At 74.2% G+C, this 16,689-nt stretch carries 7 protein-coding genes; all 7 read right to left on the reverse strand.

Annotated features, from left to right (window positions below):
* Nucleotides 1-46: 46 nt before the first annotated feature.
* The 7 genes from ACZ6X9_RS23840 to ACZ6X9_RS23870 all read right to left on the reverse strand — a co-directional run bounded on the left by ACZ6X9_RS23840 (nt 47) and on the right by ACZ6X9_RS23870 (nt 16,538).
* A complete protein-coding gene (locus ACZ6X9_RS23840) occupies nt 47-931 on the reverse strand; it encodes a short-chain dehydrogenase/reductase (protein WP_469780024.1) in 885 nt (294 codons plus the stop codon).
* 120 nt (nt 932-1,051) lie between these two features.
* A complete protein-coding gene (locus ACZ6X9_RS23845; protein WP_469780025.1) occupies nt 1,052-3,430 on the reverse strand; it encodes an MMPL family transporter in 2,379 nt (792 codons plus the stop codon).
* Nucleotides 3,431-3,517: 87 nt separating this feature from the next.
* A complete protein-coding gene (locus ACZ6X9_RS23850; RefSeq protein WP_469780026.1) occupies nt 3,518-5,218 on the reverse strand; it encodes an ABC transporter ATP-binding protein in 1,701 nt (566 codons plus the stop codon).
* Between the two features lie 220 nt (nt 5,219-5,438).
* The gene (locus ACZ6X9_RS23855) at nt 5,439-6,812 is read right to left on the reverse strand and encodes a hypothetical protein (protein WP_469780027.1); all 1,374 of its coding nucleotides are present in this window, start codon (nt 6,810-6,812) and stop codon (nt 5,439-5,441) included.
* On the reverse strand, nt 6,809-14,182 hold the full coding sequence (locus tag ACZ6X9_RS23860; protein ID WP_469780028.1) for an SDR family NAD(P)-dependent oxidoreductase: 7,374 nt from the start codon (nt 14,180-14,182) through the stop codon (nt 6,809-6,811). The genes ACZ6X9_RS23855 and ACZ6X9_RS23860 overlap by 4 nt, the downstream gene beginning before the upstream one ends.
* A gap of 56 nt (nt 14,183-14,238) precedes the next feature.
* On the reverse strand, nt 14,239-15,267 hold the full coding sequence (locus ACZ6X9_RS23865) for a UDP-glucuronic acid decarboxylase family protein (RefSeq protein WP_469780029.1): 1,029 nt from the start codon (nt 15,265-15,267) through the stop codon (nt 14,239-14,241).
* 14 nt (nt 15,268-15,281) lie between these two features.
* A complete protein-coding gene (locus ACZ6X9_RS23870) occupies nt 15,282-16,538 on the reverse strand; it encodes a glycosyltransferase (protein ID WP_469780030.1) in 1,257 nt (418 codons plus the stop codon).
* Nucleotides 16,539-16,689: the final 151 nt, after the last annotated feature.

The raw sequence follows: 16,689 nt of genomic DNA on the forward strand, positions 1-16,689 counted from the left end.
GATGCCGGTGCGGGTGCCGCGGCGCGAACGGGCGACGCGGCGACCGTCATCGGGGCTCCGCCTCCCGACACGGCGTGCCGGCCTCCCGGGCGTCGTCCTCCAGCGACCGCAGCAGCGACTGGAAGCGCCCATGGCGCATCAGGGTGCGGTCGACGAGGGGGTTGACGAGGCCGCGCAGCATCCCGACCGGTTGCCAGCGGCGGGGGACGGTGATGCCGGCGGCGCGCCGTTCGATCCCCTTCACGACGCGGCCCGCCACCTGTTCGGGGCCGATCGCGTCGGCGAACAGCCGGGGGAACGCGGCCTCGCGCATCCGGGTCACCAGCGGATCCCCGCCGAAGGCCACCCGGGACATCCCGGTCTCCACCCAGCCGGGGTACAGCACTCCGGCCGTGGCCCCGCGGGCGCCCAGTTCCACCCGCAGCGCGCGGACGAGTTGCTCCACCGCGGCCTTCGACGCGGCGTAGGGGGCGTTGGCGGCACCGTTGACGTAGGCGAAGACGGACGCGTTGACGAGGACGTGGCCACGGCGGGCGACGACGTGCGGCAGGGCCGCCCGCACCGTGCGCCAGGTGCCCAGCACGTTCACCTCGATGACGCGCTCGAACGTCACGGAGTCGGTTCTCGCCAGGGTGGTCGGACGCACGGGGGCGACGCCCGCGTTGGCGAAGACGACGTCGAGTCCCCCGAAACGCCGCACAGCGCGAACCACCGCCTCGTCCAGCGCCGCTTGGTCGGTCACGTCCGCTCGCAGTGGCAGGGCTCGTTCCGCTCCGAGCCGCCGTGCCAGGGCCGACAGGGCGGAGGTGTCGCGGCCCACCAGGACGACGTTGGCCCTCCGGGCGTGCAGCGCGTGGGCACAGGCGGTCCCGATGCCGCCGGTGGCGCCGGTGATGAGGACCGTCTTGCCGGTGAGGGGGTACCGTGCCATGTCCTGCCTTCCTGTGGTGAGCGGGAGCAGCGGTGGGTGGGGGCAGCGGTGGGTGGGGCACGGCATGACGACGCCGTGCGGGTGCGGCGGGCGGACGAGGACCGGCGCCGGTCCCTCCGCTCAGGTGCCGGCGGTGCCGTCGCCTCCGGTTCCGGTCACGGCGGGACGCCCGGCGGCCGCCGGGCGTCGACGCGGCGTCGGGGTCCACCAGTTCGCCCGGCCCGCCAGCCGCATCACCGCCGGGACGAGCACGCCTCGTACCACGGTGGCGTCGAGGAGGACGATCGCGGCGATCGTCGCGCCCAGGACGACCAGGAGGCTGATCCGGGCCAGCATCAGTCCCCCCATGCTCACGGCGACCACCAGGGCGGCGGCGGTGAACAGCCGTCCGGTGTGCTCGATGCCGAACACGATGGCGTCGGTGTTCCGCCGGGTACGCCGCCATTCCTCCGCCATGCGCGCGACGAGGAAGACCTCGTAGTCCACGCAGAGGCCGAAGGCCAGGGCGGCCGCCAGCAGCGGCATCGTGATCTCCAGCGTGCCCGGGGCCCCGCCGGCCGGGGGGCCGAGGACGTGGGCCCGCTGGAAGAGCAGCACCATCAGTCCGATGGCCGCCCCGATGCTGAGGCCGCCCAGGGCGGCGGCCTTCACGGCGACCAGCGGGCTCCGGGTGAGGAGCAGGAGCATGACGAACACGCCGCCGAGCATCAGCGCCGCCCACCGGCCGAGGGCTCCCGTCACGGCCTGCCGGGTGTCGGCGAGGTGCACGGCGGCGCCGGCGACCTGTGCCGGTCCGGGCGCGGCGGTGTCGCGTACCGCCCGGACCAGGGCGACGGTGCGCGGCGCCTGGGCGGCGTCGGCGGCGAACACCACGACCAGTGTTCCGCGCCGCCCGCCCGCGTCGATGTGCCGTGGGGCGGTGAGCCGCCCGCCGGCGTAGTCCCCGGCCTCGGTGCTCACCCGGGCCGCGCCGGGCAGCGCCGCCAGACGCCGGGCATAGGCGTCCAGCCGGGCGGCCCCGGCCACCGGGTCCGTCCGCGGCAGGACGACCGTCAACTGCCGGTCGGGAGAGTGTGCGAAGTCCGTCCGGATCGCTTCCGCGGCGGTCCGGGCCTCGGCGTGGCGCGGCAGGATGGACTCGTCCATCAACGCGGGGCGCAGTCCGCCGACGGGCGCCGCCAGCGCGAGGAGCACGGCGGATCCGGCCAGTGCCCACAGCAGGGGCCGTTTGGTCACCGTGACGGCGACCCGCCGCCAAGTGGGGCTACTGCCGCAAGGGTTGGCGGTGCGGGGGCGCCAGGGCAGGCGGAAGGAAAGTCTCGCGTCGTCGAGCCGGCTCCCCAGGGCCGCCACCAATGCGGGAATCAGGAACAGGGTGCCCGCCACGCAGAACCCCACGACGACGATCGAGGCGATCGCGAGCGAACGGATCAGCCCCAGGGGGAAGACGAGGAGCGACGCCATGCACCATGCCATCGTCAGGGCGCAGAAGGTCACGGCGCGGCCGGTGGTGGACATCGTCCGCCCGACGGCCGCCTCCGCGTCCAGGCCGCGGGCGCGTTCCTCCCGGTACCGCGAGAGCGTGAACAGGGCGTAGTCGACGGCCAGTCCGAAGCCGAGGGCGCAGCTCAGGTTGACGGCGAAGACGGAGACCGGCGTCAGCCGGGTCACCGCCGCCAGCAGGGCCAGGGCCCCCGACGCCGCGACCAGGCCGATCCCCAGGGGGACGAGCGTCGCGCTCAGGGACCCGAAGGCCAGCGCCAGGACGGCGAACGCCGCCGGCAGGGCGAACACCTCCGAACGCAGCAGGTCCCGCTCCGCCTGGTCGGTGGCGGACACGTCGATCCAGGTGGACCCGCTCACCGACAGGTCGAATCCGGACGCGGCGGCCCGCAGGGCCGGTACCAGGGTCCGCGCGGTACGGGCGGTCTCGGACTCGTTCCCCTTCAGGTCGATGCGCAGCAACGCGCCCCGGCCGTCGGCGGAACGCAGCGGGTCCAGCCCGGTGTTCCAGTACGACAGCGCGGTGGCGACGCCCGGGGACCGGGCGGCCAGTTCGGTCAGCCGCCGGCCCCGCTCCGCCACCTCGGGCGTGTCGACCGGGCGGCCGGAGCGGGCGTACAGGACCAGGTCCGGCGTGCCCGCCCCGAGCCGTTGGGCGGCTTCCTCGGCCCGGCGCGCGGCCGTGTTCTCGGCGATGACGCCGCCGTTGGACCACTGGCCGCCCGCGCTCAGTCCCACGGCGGCGCAGAGCAGGAACAGGCAGGCCGCCGAGCCGAGTACCAGCCGGCTGTGCCGGTACGCCCACCGCGCCACCGCGCCCAGCACGTCCCTTCCCTTGCCGTCGGCGTCCGGGGACGGCACCAGGCGGTGCCGGCCGGAGGGCACGGCGGGGCGGAGGAGGATGCGCCGGCGCCGCACCGGGCGCACGGTGGGGCGCCGCGCCGCGGACGTCTCGTCCGCCGTGAGCGTGGCGCTTTCGGTCGTCTTGTCGGGCATCGACTGCACCATTCCTTTGACGGGCCAGGGGTCTCGCGGCTTTCCGGGGTGACGGACAGGGGTGGGTGGGGGGGCGGTCGCCGGGGTTCATGACGGGGCCGGCTCGCTCGGCCGTGCGGAGCGGCGGCGGCTGCCCGGCATGGGGGGCGGCGGGGTGATGGTGACGACGTGGGTCGCGGTCGGCAGCGCGTGGGGGCGGTGGGTGGCCATGAGGACCGGTCGCGTGGCGGCCAGGCGGGTCAGGGTGCCGAAGATGTGCCGTTCGCCGGCGGTGTCCACCTGTGAGGTCGGCTCGTCCAGCACGAGGAGGTCGGCGTCGGTGAGCAGGGCGCGGGCCAGCGACAGCCGTTGGCACTGTCCGCCGGACAGCGCACGGTCGCCGCCCAGCGCAGTGCCGAGCCCCTGCGGGAGCCGTTCGACGGCTTCGGCCAGCCCGACCGCGTCCAGCGCGTTCCACAGCGCGTCGTCGCCCGTGTGCGGGCCGCATCCCATCCGGAGGTTCTCGCTGACGGTGCCTTCCCACACCGTGGCGTGCTGCTCGGCGTAGGCGACGCGGCGGCGCAGCAGCGAGAGCCGCCAGGAGCCGACCTCCTGTCCCAGGACGTCGATCCGCCCCTGCCCGGTGCGCAACAGGCCGGTGATCAGCGCGAGTGCCGTGGTCTTCCCCGCGCCCGACGGGCCGACGAGGAGGGTCAGGCCGGTGGCGGGGACGGTGAAGGAGAGGTTCCTGAGTGCCGGGGCGGAGCCGGGGTGGGCGAAGGTGACGTCGTGGAAGGCGACGGCGGCGGCGGCGCCGGCCGGGGCGGGAGCGCGGTGGGCGGGCCGGGGCGGTGCCGGTGTCTCCGCCTCGGCCGGGGAGGCGAGCAGGGCCGCGAGCCGGACGCGGGCGGCCTGTCCGGTCCGCACCTGTCCCGCGCCCGCCGCGATGACGGTCACGGGAGCGGAGAGGCAGAGCAGGAAGAAGAAGAACGTGCTGGAGGTCTCCAGGGACAGGGTGCCCGCACCGACGCGGTGCGCCGCGGTCACCGTGACCGCCGTCATCGCCAGTTGCTGGGCCAGCCCGACGAGCGGGCCCACGACCGCCTGTGACCGGGTGGCCGCGGCCGAGAGGGTGCCGTAGTCCGCCGCGGCGTCCCGCAGGGCGGCCGCGGCCGCCGTCTCGTAGCGGTAGGTCTTGACGACCGCCAGCGTCTGCCAGCAGTTGAGGAGGCGGTGGTTCAGCCGGCCGAGGGCCCGGAGCTGGGCGGCGGCCACGCGCCGGGTGCGGGCCAGCACCAGCGCCAGCGGTCCCCCGACCAGGGCGAACGAGCCGACGGTGACGAGCGTGAGCTGGGGGTCGAGGCGCGTCATGGCCGTGAGGATGGCGAGCACCCCGAACACCGCCGCGGGCAGGTGGACGAGCCCGGACTCCAACGCCACCCGAACCTGCGCCGTGTCGAAGATGACCTGTGCGCTGAGGTCGCCCGCTCCCCGCGCGCGGACGTCGGGGAGCGGCAGGCGCAGCAGGTGGTGGACGAGGCGCGCGCGCAGGTCCAGTACGACGCGTTCGCCGGCACGGGCCAGCAGCCGTCCGCAGTGGGCCTGGGAGGCGTACGCGGTCAGGGTCAGGGCGGTCAGCGCGGCGACCGGGCCGGCCACGGGTTCACCGCGGACGAGCGCGGCCCCCATGCCGCCGAGCGCCCGGGGCAGGGCCAGGAAGGCCCCGGCCGAGCACCAGGCGAGGGCGGCGGCGAGGGCCAGCGGGGCGCGGCTGCCCCGCAGGAGACCGGCCGGGCTCAGGATCCTCACGGCCGCGGGGGCGCCGGCCGGCCGGTGGCCGCCCGGCGCGCTGCGAGGGCTCACCGGCGGGGGCGGGCGGCGCTTCCCCGCCCCGGCCGGTGGTCGTCCCGGTGGCGTCCCCCGGCGCGCGGCGCCGCCGGCCGGGCGGGCCCGAGGCCGTACGTCCGGCGGCGGGCGGGCGCGGGGCGGGCCGGACGGGTACCGCCTCCGGGTCCGCTCCCCTCCGGGTCTACAGCGGCTGGTCGACGTGTTCCGGGGTGTACCCGACGGACTGGGCGTAGGCGTCCAGCAGTCCTTGGAGCGGTTCCTGGGGAAGGCCGGGTTTCCATAGTTCGACCGCCATTTCACCGTGGTAGAGCATCGGCCAGCGGACGTACCGCCGGGGGTCCTCGGGATCGTGGAGCGCGCGTGACCGGGCGACGGTGTCCGCGGCCACCTCGGCCATCAGGTCCGTTCCGCAGCCGAAGCCGTACGGGTAGAGCTCACGGTTGGGGGGCACCGACTCGATCACCGTGGCGTCGGCCCGGGCGACCCCCACGTGGGCGTGGACTCCGCCGCGGATGAGCGGGGCGATGCGTTCGCCGTGCGGATCGGGTACCCAGTGCCCGTCCGCCGTCCGGCTCAGCCGGACGGTGGGGGCGGCCGCGAGCAGGGCGCACACCTCCCACGCCTCCACCGACGGCCCCTTCGGGTCGACGCCTTCGGGAGCCAGCACGCGCAGCCGGTCGCCGTGGGGCCGCGGATGGAGGACGGTGACCTCGTCCTCCCGCAGGTCCCGCTTGTCGACGTCCCAGCTTCCGGACGCGGTGACCACGACGGCGTCCAGGCCCGGGTCGTAGAGGAAGAGCATGCCTTCGCTGAGGCGCTTCCAGCCGAGGTACTCGCGGTAGAGCGAGGCGAGGCCGTCGGAGACGTAGCGGTCGATCCTGACCGGTTCCGGCAGCAGTCCGAGTTCGCCCATCCGCCGCCCGGCGGCCGCCAGTTGGCCCGGCGCCGGGGAATCCGCCCAGGCGGTTGCGGACAGGGCGTCGGGGACGACGTCGTAGCGGTCGCCGACGTCCCGCGCGCAGGCGGCGGTCACCAGCCGGTCGCGGATCCGGTCGGCCGGTTCCTCCGTCTCGGTGGGGTGGCCGCCTTCGAGGGTGAACAGGGCGGCCTCCCGTCCGTCGTCGCCGAGCAGGACGACGCGCGGGGTCGCGGTCCGTCCCATGACGGTCCGTCCGATCTCGACCGAGTCGGTGTGCCGCAGGCCGGTCAGCCGCTCGGGGACCTGGGCGAGCACCACCGTCCGGCGCGAGCCCACGTGCAGCCCCAGTTCGCCACAGGTCCGGGCGCTCAGCGGAGGGCTCTCCTCGGGAACGCGGTCGCACAGCGGTTCGGGCCCGCGCGGGATGTGGGTCACGATCAGCAGCAGGTCGACGTCACCGTGCGAGGACTCCACGACGGTGTGTCCCTGCTCCTCGAACGCCGCCGTGAGATGCCGGACGAAGACCCTCAGCGCGCCGTCGTCCGGGTGCGCCCGCCCGGCGACCTGCACCACCAGCGGCCGCCACCAGGGCAGTTCGTCGAGTTTCACCGCCGGGCGGGCCGGCACGCCGGTCATCGGGTGCCTCCGGTCACCAGCGGCAGGACGCGGCGCGCGAGGTCGTCGAGGCAGCTCGCCGCGACGAGTTCCATGACGGGGACGGAGCACCCCAGCATGCGGTCCACGGCGACGGAGAGCTCGACGACCATCAGCGAGTCGAGCCCCAGCCGGTCCAGCTTGCAGGTGCGGTCGACGCGTTCGGGGGTGGTCTGCAGCACCTCGGCCACCAGGGCCGCCAGTTCACCGCAGACGATGTCCGCCGCCTCCTCGTCGGGAAGCCCGGCGAGCCTGGACCGCAGTGCCTCGGCGCGGCTCACCCCGGAGCTGTTCTTGCCGTCCAGGTAGGCGGCGAACGCGGGCCGGTTGAGGCCGGCGAAAAGCTGCCCCACCCGTTCCCAGTCCATCCGGCCGAAGACCCCGACGTCCGGTCCGTGGGCGAGCTGCCGCTCGAACGCCTGCCAGATCCCCGCCGGTGTGACCGAGCCCAGGCCCATGCGGCGCAGCGTCGGCGCCAGACCGCTGCGGACCACGAAGCCGGTCTCGGCGACGGCTCCGAGTACCTGGGCGGTCCCGGGCCGGCCCGCGGCGCGCCGCCGGCGGACCAGGGCCTCGAGGTAGGCGTTGGCGGCGACGTAGCCGCTCTGGAGCTTGTTGCCGCCCAGGGTGGTCACGGAGGAGCACACCTGGAAGAAGTCCAGGTCCCGGTCGGCGGTCAGCTCGTCCAGCACGACGGCTCCCCGCACCTTCGGGTGCAGGACGGCGTCGAGGCGCTCGGCCGTCAGCTCCGCGAGCGGTGCGTCGTCGAGGACCATGGCGGCGTGCAGGACGCCCCGCACCGGGTGTCCCGCGTCGTCCGCGTCGGCGAACACCCGCCGCATCGCCTCGCGGTCGCCCACGTCCGCGGCGACCACGGTCACCCGCGCCCCGGCGTCCGCCAGGCGCGTCAGCAGCGCCGGCGCCTCGGGCGCGTCCGCGCCGCGCCGGCCGACCAGGACGAGGTGCCGGGCCCCGCGCCGCGCCAGGTGCTCCGCCAGGGACGCGCCGAGTCCGCTCAGTCCCCCGGTGACCAGGTAGCTGCCGGTGGGACACGGTTCCAGTGGCGGCACCGGCTGTTCGACCGGCACCGGCTCGACCGGTTCGACGACGATCTTGCCCAGGTGCTTGGAGTGCCGCAGGGAGCGGAACGCGTCGGCGATCGCACCGGCGGGGTACACCTGGTGGGGCAGCGGCCGGTAGCGGCCGTCCGTGACGCGCCGGCACAGCTCGGCGAACTCCTCCGCCGCGACCTCCGGCAGGTGCTCGGGCAGGGTCGCCACGTCGACCCCGAAGTAGGCGATGTTGCGCCGGAACGGGCCGAGGAGCAGCGGCGTGTTGGCGTACAGATCGCGCTTGCCGAGCTCGATAAACCGGCCGCCGGGGCGCAGGCACTCCAGCCCGCGGGCGATGGCCTCGCCGGCGAGGGAGTTGAGCACCACGTCGACGCCCTGGCCGCCGGTCAGCTCGCGGACGTCCTCGGCGAAGCGGAGGTCCCGTGAGTTCAGGACGTGGGGGACGCCGAGCATCCGCAGCAGGTCCCGTTTGCCGGGCGTGCCTGCGGTGGCGACGACCTCGGCGCCGGCCGACCACGCGTACTGCAGGGCCGCCAGCCCCACGCCGCCGGCCGCTCCGTGGACCAGGACCCGTTCCCCCGCGCGCAGGCGGGCCAGGCGCTCCAGCCCGTACTGGACGGTGAGGAAGACCGCGGGCAGGGTGGCCGCCTCGGCGAAGGACATCCGCTCCGGGATCCGGCCCAGTTGGCCCGGCCGGAGGACGACGTGGGAGGCGAACCAGCCCACGCCGGTGCCGAAGACCCGGTCTCCGGGGGCGAAACCGGTCACCCCCGGTCCGACGGCGACCACCACGCCGGCGCCCTCCAGGCCCAGGGAGGGCCCTCGCAGGCCGGGCACCGGCCGGTCGTCCGGGATGAGCCCGGTGGCCAGCATCACGTCGCGGTAGTTCAGGGCGGCGGCGCGGACGGCGACCAGCACCTCACCGGCCGCGGGCTCGGGGGTCTCCCGCGGTTCCCAGACCAGTCGGTGGGACATGCCGGGGTCGCGCAGGCCCAGTTGGTACCCGTCGGTCCGCCGGCGCACCGGCGGGGCGGCCGTGGTGAACCGGGGGACGAACCGGCCGCCGCCGGTCAGCACGATCTCGCGCTCGGGCCCCGGGTCGCGCAGTTCGGCGAGCAGCCGGGCCGCGTCCCGGGCGGCGTCCCCGGACCGCTCCAGGGAGACCATCCGCACGGTGACCGCGGGGTACTCGCTGGCGACGGTACGGCCGAGCGCCCACACGGCGGCCGCCTCGGGTGTCCCCGGACGTTCGGGGGCCGGGAAGAGGCCGGTCGGCGGCAGCACCAGCCAGAGCGCGACGTCCTTGCGGGCGCCCAGGCCGGCCATCACGTCACGGAGCCGGCAGGCCGCCGCGGTGACGGCAGCGGCCGGGTCGGCCTCCCGCCCGGCCGGGCCGGTCACGTCCGGGAGCAGGACCAGACGCACGGCGGCGTCCGGGTCGGCGGGTACGGCCGTCGCCCAGTCGGTCGTCGGCGGCAGCGGCCGGGTGCCGAGCGCCGCGGCGAGGCGGTCGGACAGGTCGCCGGGTGCCGCCGCCACCAGCCACCGGCCGTCCGGGGCCGGTGGGGCGGCGGGCGGCTCGCCGGAGCGGGCGGCCCGCGGGGTGCGCCGGGCCAGGATCACCGAGTCGCTCGCGCGGGGGGCGTCCGGTGCCTCGCCGGTGCAGGCCACGGCGTCGAATCCCCGCGTGGCCAGCAGGTTCTTCCACTGCTCGCGTCGCAGGAGAGGAGAGTCCTCGCGGAGGTCGGTGTCCGTGTAGTCCCAGTAGTCGTCCAGCACGCCGAAGACCGTGGACACCCAGTCGCTGTCGTGGCTCTCCAGCGCGAGCAGCATGCCCCCGTCGGCGAGCAGCGTCCCGAGCCGGTCCACGGCCGCACCCACGTCCCGGGCGGTGTGCAGGGCGTTGGCGGCCACCACCAGGTCGAAGTGGCCGGGTGCGCAGTCCTGTTCACCGGGGTCCCCGTCGAGGTCGAGCGTGCCGTACTCGACGAAGTCGTAGCCGGCGAACCGGGCTTTCGCCTTGGCCAGGAAGCCCGCCGAACGGTCGGTGAACAGGTAGCGGGTCCGCTCGGGGGGCAGCACGGGCAGCAGCGCGGCGGTCGTGCCGCCGGTCCCGGCGCCCACTTCGAGGATGCGAAGTGGCCGGTCGGCGGGCCAGTGGTCGACCACCGCGCCGAGCAGTCGCGCGGCGTAGGCGTTGTGCAGCCGCAGGTTGGACGCGTTGCCGTAGAGCTGGGTGAGGAAGTGCTGGTCGGCCTCGCCGAAGAGGACCTCGCGCGTGTCCTCCTCCCCCCGCAGCAGTCGGGGCAGCCGCAGCCCGCAGCGCAGGCCCGGCAGGGTCAGGGTCAGCGCCTCGGGCAGGTCGGTGACCAGAGCGCGGATCGCCTGCCGGGGGTCCGCGCCGGCGGATGTCCCGGTGAGGCGCCAGCGGTCCTCGGACACGCGCTCGGCCACGCCGGCGTCGCTCATGAGGCGCGCCAGCCGGCGCAGGTAGGGACGGAACTTCGGCAGGGCGCCGGCCTCGCACAGGTCGTCCACGGAGAACTCGGCCCGCCCCGGCAGCAGTTCCTCCACCGCCTGCCGGGCGAAGACCGCCGCGATCTCCCCGGAGCGGGCCGTCACCTGCTCGTAGCGGTCCTCGGTACGGCCGCGCAGGCGCGCCCGGGCGGCGGCGGTCCGGGCCAGGAGTTCGGCCGGAGCGGGCAGCGGTACGGGCTCGGCGGCGTCCCGTGGGGCCGCCCGGAGCACCAGTTCCTGCAGCGCCGACGGATCGCCCGCCTGCTGGTCGAAGCGGCGCAGCCGGCAGCCCTCCAGCTCCACGCAGACCCGGCCGTCCTGGTCGGTCAGCGACACGTCCCACACGGCTTCCCGGCTCGTCGCCCCGACGAGCCGCAGGTGCAGGTGGCCCTCGGGGGGCGGCCGGTGCCACAGGCGTACGGCCGTCAGCCCGGCGGGCAGGAACAGCGCGGTCCCGGAGAGTCCGGCCAGCAGCGGGGCTCCGGCCTGGAGGGCGCCGTCGGTCACCACCGGGTGGGCGAGGTAGTCGTCCGTGTCCTGATCGGTGCGGTAGGCGGCGAGCAACTCCCCTTCGCCCAGGCGCACTTCGGTGAGGACCTGGAAGGCGGGGCCGTGGGTGATGCCGCCGGCGACCAGGCCCTCGTACAGCGCGGCGGCCGGCAGCGGTTCGGGGCGGAGCCGATCGCGCAGTCCGGGCAGGTCGAGCGGTGCGGGTTCCGGCCGGAGCAGACGCCGTACCCGGCCCTGCGCGTGGTGCTGCCAGGGCCCGTCCGCCCTGCTGCGGCTCGCGATGGTGACGGTGCCGGTCCGGGGTTCGACACCGGTCTGGAGCAGCAGGTCGTCGGTGCTGTCCGGGCCTGGCAGGACGCAGGCGCTGGTGACGGAGAGGTCGGTGACCTCCAGTTCGGTCGTGTCCAGGAGCCGGCGGCCGGCCGCGAGCGCGGTTTCCAGGTATCCGGTGGCGGGGAGCACGGTGCTCGGGCCGATCCGGTGGTCGGACAGCCAGGGGGTCCGTACCGTGTCGAGGACGCCGTGCCAGGCGGGTTCGGCCGTGACGGCGCGCTGGCCGAGGAGCGGGTGCAGGGTCACGCCGTCGCTGGAGATGCCGGACCACCAGCTCGGATCGGCGTTCCAGTGCCGTTCGCGCTGCCAGGGGTAGGCGGGCAGGTCCGCCGGCGCGGCCGGCTCGGGGAAGTGTCCGCGCAGGTCGACCGGGGCGCCGGCGGCCAGCAGGTGGGCGACGGTGCCCCTGAGGGCGGCGGGGCCGTCGGCGCGGCGGGAGCCCGTCTTCACGACCTCGCGGTGCGAGGTTCCGCTCCGGGTCAGCCGGCGCAGGTAGGGGCCGAGCACCGCGTGGGGGCCGATCTCCACGAAGACGTCGAAGTCCGCGGCCGTCAGGGCTTCCACGGCCGGCGCGAAGCGCACGGGTTCGCGGACGTTCCGCCACCAGTACGCGGCGTCCAAGGGCTGTGAGCCGTCCAGGACACCGCCGGTCACCGTGGAGGCGAAGGGCATCGACGGCTCCCCCGGCGTCAGACCGGCCAGGGCGTCGAGCAGGGGGTCCCTGATGGGGTCCATGGCGGAGCTGTGGAAGGCGTAGTCCAGGTCGAGTTCGCGTACGAACACGCCCCGCTCCTCGAGACGTCGCCCGAGGAGCGCGATGTCGGCGGCCCGTCCGGCGACCGTGGTGTCGGCCCGGCTGTTGACTCCGGCGAGTTCCAACCTGCCGTCATAAGCGGCCAGTTCGGCAGTGACTTCGCGCTCGGACAGCCCGACGGCCGCCATGCGTCCGGTGCCGGCCGTGGCCTCCTGCGCCCGGCTCCGCGCGGCGACCACGCGTGCGGCGGCCGGCAGGTCGAGCGCGCCGGCCACACACGCGGCGGCGATCTCCCCGACGCTGTGGCCGACGACCGCCTCCGGCCGTACGCCGTGGGCGCGCAGCACGGCCACGACACCGAGCTGGTAGGCGAACAGCAGCGGCTGCGCGACGTACGTCGACGTCAGACGTTCCGCGTCGCCCCGCGCCATCGCCTCGGCCACCGACCAGCCCAGCAGCGGGTCCAGTTCCTCCGCGACGCTCCACACGGCCTCGCGGAACACGGGCTCGGCACGGAGCAGTTCCGCTCCCATGCCGGGCCACTGCGATCCGTTGCCGGAGAAGGCGAACGCCACCCGGCCGTGCGGCACGGCCCCGGCCGTGGCCGAACCCGCCGCGGGGCGCTCCCCCTGGGCGGCTCTCAGCAGGGCCGACGCCGCCTCCGGGCCGGTCTCGGCCAGGACGACGGTGCGGTGCTCGTGCCGGGCCCGACGGTGGAGGGTGGTGTACGCGAGACCGTAGAAGGTGCTCGGATCGGCCTGCGCCAGCCTCTCGGCCAGCCGGTCGCACGCCTCGGCCAGGGCCTTCTCGCCCCGGGCGGTGACCATCACCGGGAGCGGTCCCCCGGCCGTCGGCCGCGGGCCGGAGCCGGAAGGGGCCGGGCCCACCAGCACGTGGGCGTTGGCGCCGCCGAAGCCGAAGGAGTTGACCCCGACCACGGACGCGGGGGTGACCTCGACGGGCCGCGGACGGACGGTGGGGCTGAGGCCGAGCCCCCGGAAGTCGATGTGCGGGTTCAGCGGTTCGGCGTGCAGCGTGGCCGGCACCATGCCGTGCCGGAGCACGAGGATCGCCTTCAGCAGCCCGGGGACCCCGGAAGCCGCCTCCAGGTGGCCGAGATTGGTCTTCACCGAGCCGACGGGCAGCGGGCCGGCCGTTCGCGGTGCTCCCAGCGCGCGCCCGATGGCCTCGCACTCGATCGGGTCGCCGATCGCGGTTCCCGTGCCGTGCGCCTCCATGTAGACGAGGCGGTCCGGATGCACGGCGGCCTTCGCGTACGTGGAGGTCAACAGCCGCCGCTGGGCCTGCCCGTTCGGGAGGGCGAGGCCGGCGGTGCGGCCGTCGTTGTTGGCTCCGCTGCCCAGGATGACGGCGTGCACGCGATCCCCGTCGGCCAGGGCGTCGGACAGCCGCTTCAGGAGCAGCAGGCCACCGCCTTCGGAGCGGACGTACCCGTCGGCGTCGGCCGAGAACGCCCGGCAGCGGCCGGTCGGTGACAGCATCGAGGCACCGGAGAAGCCGGTGAACACCCAGGGGACGAGGAGGACGTTGATGCCGCCGGCCAGGGCGAGGCCGGTCCGGCCGGAGGTCAGGTGCTCGCAGGCCCGGTGGATCGCGGTCAGCGCCGAGGAGCAGGCGGTGTCGAGCGCGAAGCTCTCCCCGTGCCAGTCCAGCAGGTGGGAGATGCGGTTGGCCGTGTTGGCGACGGCGACGCCGGACATCGAGTGGACGTCGCCGATGGCCGGTCTGAGCTGTCCGAGGCTGCCGAAGTCGTGGCTGGAGCAGCCGATGAAGACGGATCCGTCGGAACCGGCGCGGTCCGCCGGGTCGACGCCCGCGTCGTCCAGCGCCTCGATCGCCATCTCCAGCAGCAGTCTCTGCTGCGGGTCCATGTGCACGGCTTCCCGTGGGGAGATGCCGCGGAAGAATTCGCAGTCGAATCCCTGGACGTCCGGCAGGAATCCGCCGGCCAGGGTGTAGGAGCGGCTGGGGCGGCGCCGGCCGCCGTCCAGGAAGTCCGCCTTGTCGAACCGGTCCGGTGGCACCTCGCCGACCAGGTCCTCGCCCTTCACCAGGGCGCTCCCCAAGCCGTCCAGGTCGCTGACCCCACCCGGCAGCCGGCAGGCGGTCCCGATCACGGCAACGGATTCGGCCGGCTCAGCCATGGAACTCCTCAGGAAGTGTGCCCGGAGGCGGGAAGAAGAAGATCAGCGGGAAGTCTTCAGCAGTCGATGGGCGAATTTCGGCGCCGTTCACTCGGACGGATCCTGCCGCCACCTGTTCGTGTGAACGGCGAACCGTCATGCGGGTGCCTGGAGCGTGAAAAGAATTCCGCGGTGACGCGCAGCCCTTGTTCCAGCGGAACGGACGGTTTCCAGTCGAGCACTTCGGCCGCGAGACTGATGTCGGGACACCGGATTTCCGGGTCGTCGACCATTCTGGGCAGTGAGGCGATCGGGGAACAGGAACCCGTCATGTCCCGGATCGTCTCGGCGATGCGCCGCACGCTCAGCTCGCGCGGGTTTCCGATGTTCACCGGCCCGTGGTGGGCAGCCCGGAGCAGCCGCACCAGACCCTCCACCGTGTCATCGACATAGCACAGCGAACGCGTCTGGCTGCCGTCTCCATGGACGGTGATCGGCTCGCCTTCCATGGCCTGCCGGATGAACGTGGGGACGATCCTGCCGTCATCGGCCCGTATTCCGGGACCGTAGGTGTTGAAGATGCGGGCGATGACGGTGTCCACGCCATGGGCGGTGCGATAGGCGGTCGTGAGAGCCTCCGCGAAACGCTTGGCCTCGTCGTACACACTGCGCGGCCCGATCGGGTTGACATGACCCCAATAACCTTCGGGCTGCGGGTGAATTCGCGGATCACCGTAGACCTCGCTCGTCGAGGCCAGGAGATAACGGGCCTGCTTTCTGCGCGCGAGTTCAAGTGTATGCCGCGTTCCGGCCGAGCCCGCGAGAAGCGTTTCCACGGGTCGGGCCAGATAGGCGCGGGGGGAGGCGGGGGACGCCAGATGACACACCGCCGCCACTTCGCCGTGGAGGTCGAGGGGTTCGACCACATCGGCGTGAACGAAACGGAAATCGGGGCACGCGGTCAGGTCGTCGACGTTGGCGGACCTGCCGGTGCTCAGGTTGTCCACGCACACGACACGGTGGCCGTCGGCGAGGAGCCGGCGGCACAGGTGGGAGCCGAGGAAGCCCGCGCCACCGGCCACGACGACCGTCCGGGAAGCGTTCACTGGTCCGGCCCTCGTCAGCTCGTCAGGGAGACCCGGCTCCGCGCCGGATCGAGGGAGCGCTCCACGATGTCGCAGGCCACCTCGATACCGGACTCCGCCCGCAGGCGGTGGCCGAGCCGTTCGGCCCTGCGGCGCATGTCCCGGTCGTTCACCGCCTGCCCGATGGCTTCCGCCAGAACCCGGGCGGTCAGGGCGGAGGCCGGGATCGGGCGGGGCCCCACCCCCAGTCGGTGCACGAGCGCCCCCCAGAACGGCTGGTCGAAGAAGTGGGGACAGGTGACCGTGGGAACTCCCGCGGTCAGGCCCGCGCCCACGGTGCCGCATCCCCCGTGGTGGACGACCGCGGCCATCCGGGGGAAGAGCCAGGCGTGCGGAACGCCGGAGACGACATGGACCAGGTCGTCCGAAGGCGTCACTTCGGGATCTCCGAGCAGGACACCCCGCACACCGGCCGTGCGCAAGGCATCGCGCACCATTACGTGACGGCGCCGCTGATCGTCGGTGACCATGCTGCCGAAGCCGACGTAGACGACCGGCGGGCCCTGGATTCCGAGGAAGTCCACCAGCTCACGCTGCGGTTCCCAGTCGGACGGAGCGTCGGACAGCCAATACCCCGTGACGTGTTCACTCGCCGGCCAGTCGGGGGGTGCCGGCAGCACCGACGGGCTGTAGCAGTACAGCGTGGGCCGCAGTCGGCGGCGCCATGAACCGAACGGACCGGTCAAAGGCCAAGGGGGAAGATTCAGTGTGCCCGTCCGCCACGCGTTGACGCGTCGGCGGAACACTTGCCAGATCGCCTGCTCGGCGAGCCGGAGACTCCACACGTTCCCCATGGGCCCCAGGGAACGGCCCAGGCCGCTCGGGGAAAAGGAGCGGGTGGGTCGGAGCGGAACGAACGAAGCGGCGAACGAGGTGGCGCCCCAGCACTCCGCGAGGCTTTGCGCGGGAACGGCCAACGGCGAGTGGATGACGCAGTCACTCGGCCGCGCGACCGTCGAGATCTCCCGGAACAGCCGGTCCGCGGCGGGCCCGCCCACCTGCCGCATCCACCGCGCGAACACCACCGGATTGTCGCCGCATTCCAGCAGCCGCTGCCCGTCGGATGTCACGAGCAGTGTCTCGGGATCCGGTTCCACGGCGCTGTACGTCACCCCGGTGCCGCGCACCGTGTCCGCATAGCGGCCGGCTCCGATCACCTGCACGTCGAAACCCCGGCCCTTGAGGGCCGCGCCCAGCGTGGCGAGCGGTTGAATGTCTCCGCGCAGCCCCACGGAAATGATGGTAATTCTTTTCGTCATCGGTCTCTTTCTCAGCGCAGGTTCACACCCTGCCGCAGAACACGCCGCCCGAAGGATTCGACGGGAAACACCCGTTCCAAGAAAAGGAAGCGTAGCCGGAATCCGGACGGACAAGGCCGATGAC

The sequence above is a fragment of the Streptomyces sp. NPDC052910 genome (genome assembly GCF_055585605.1).

Coding starts and splice junctions, on each gene's coding strand:
- ACZ6X9_RS23840 (WP_469780024.1), bottom strand. CDS start 931: ATGGCACGGTACCCCCTCACCGGCAAGACGGTCCTCATCACCGGCGCC.
- ACZ6X9_RS23845 (WP_469780025.1), bottom strand. CDS start 3,430: ATGCCCGACAAGACGACCGAAAGCGCCACGCTCACGGCGGACGAGACG.
- ACZ6X9_RS23855 (WP_469780027.1), bottom strand. CDS start 6,812: ATGACCGGCGTGCCGGCCCGCCCGGCGGTGAAACTCGACGAACTGCCC.
- ACZ6X9_RS23860 (WP_469780028.1), bottom strand. CDS start 14,182: ATGGCTGAGCCGGCCGAATCCGTTGCCGTGATCGGGACCGCCTGCCGG.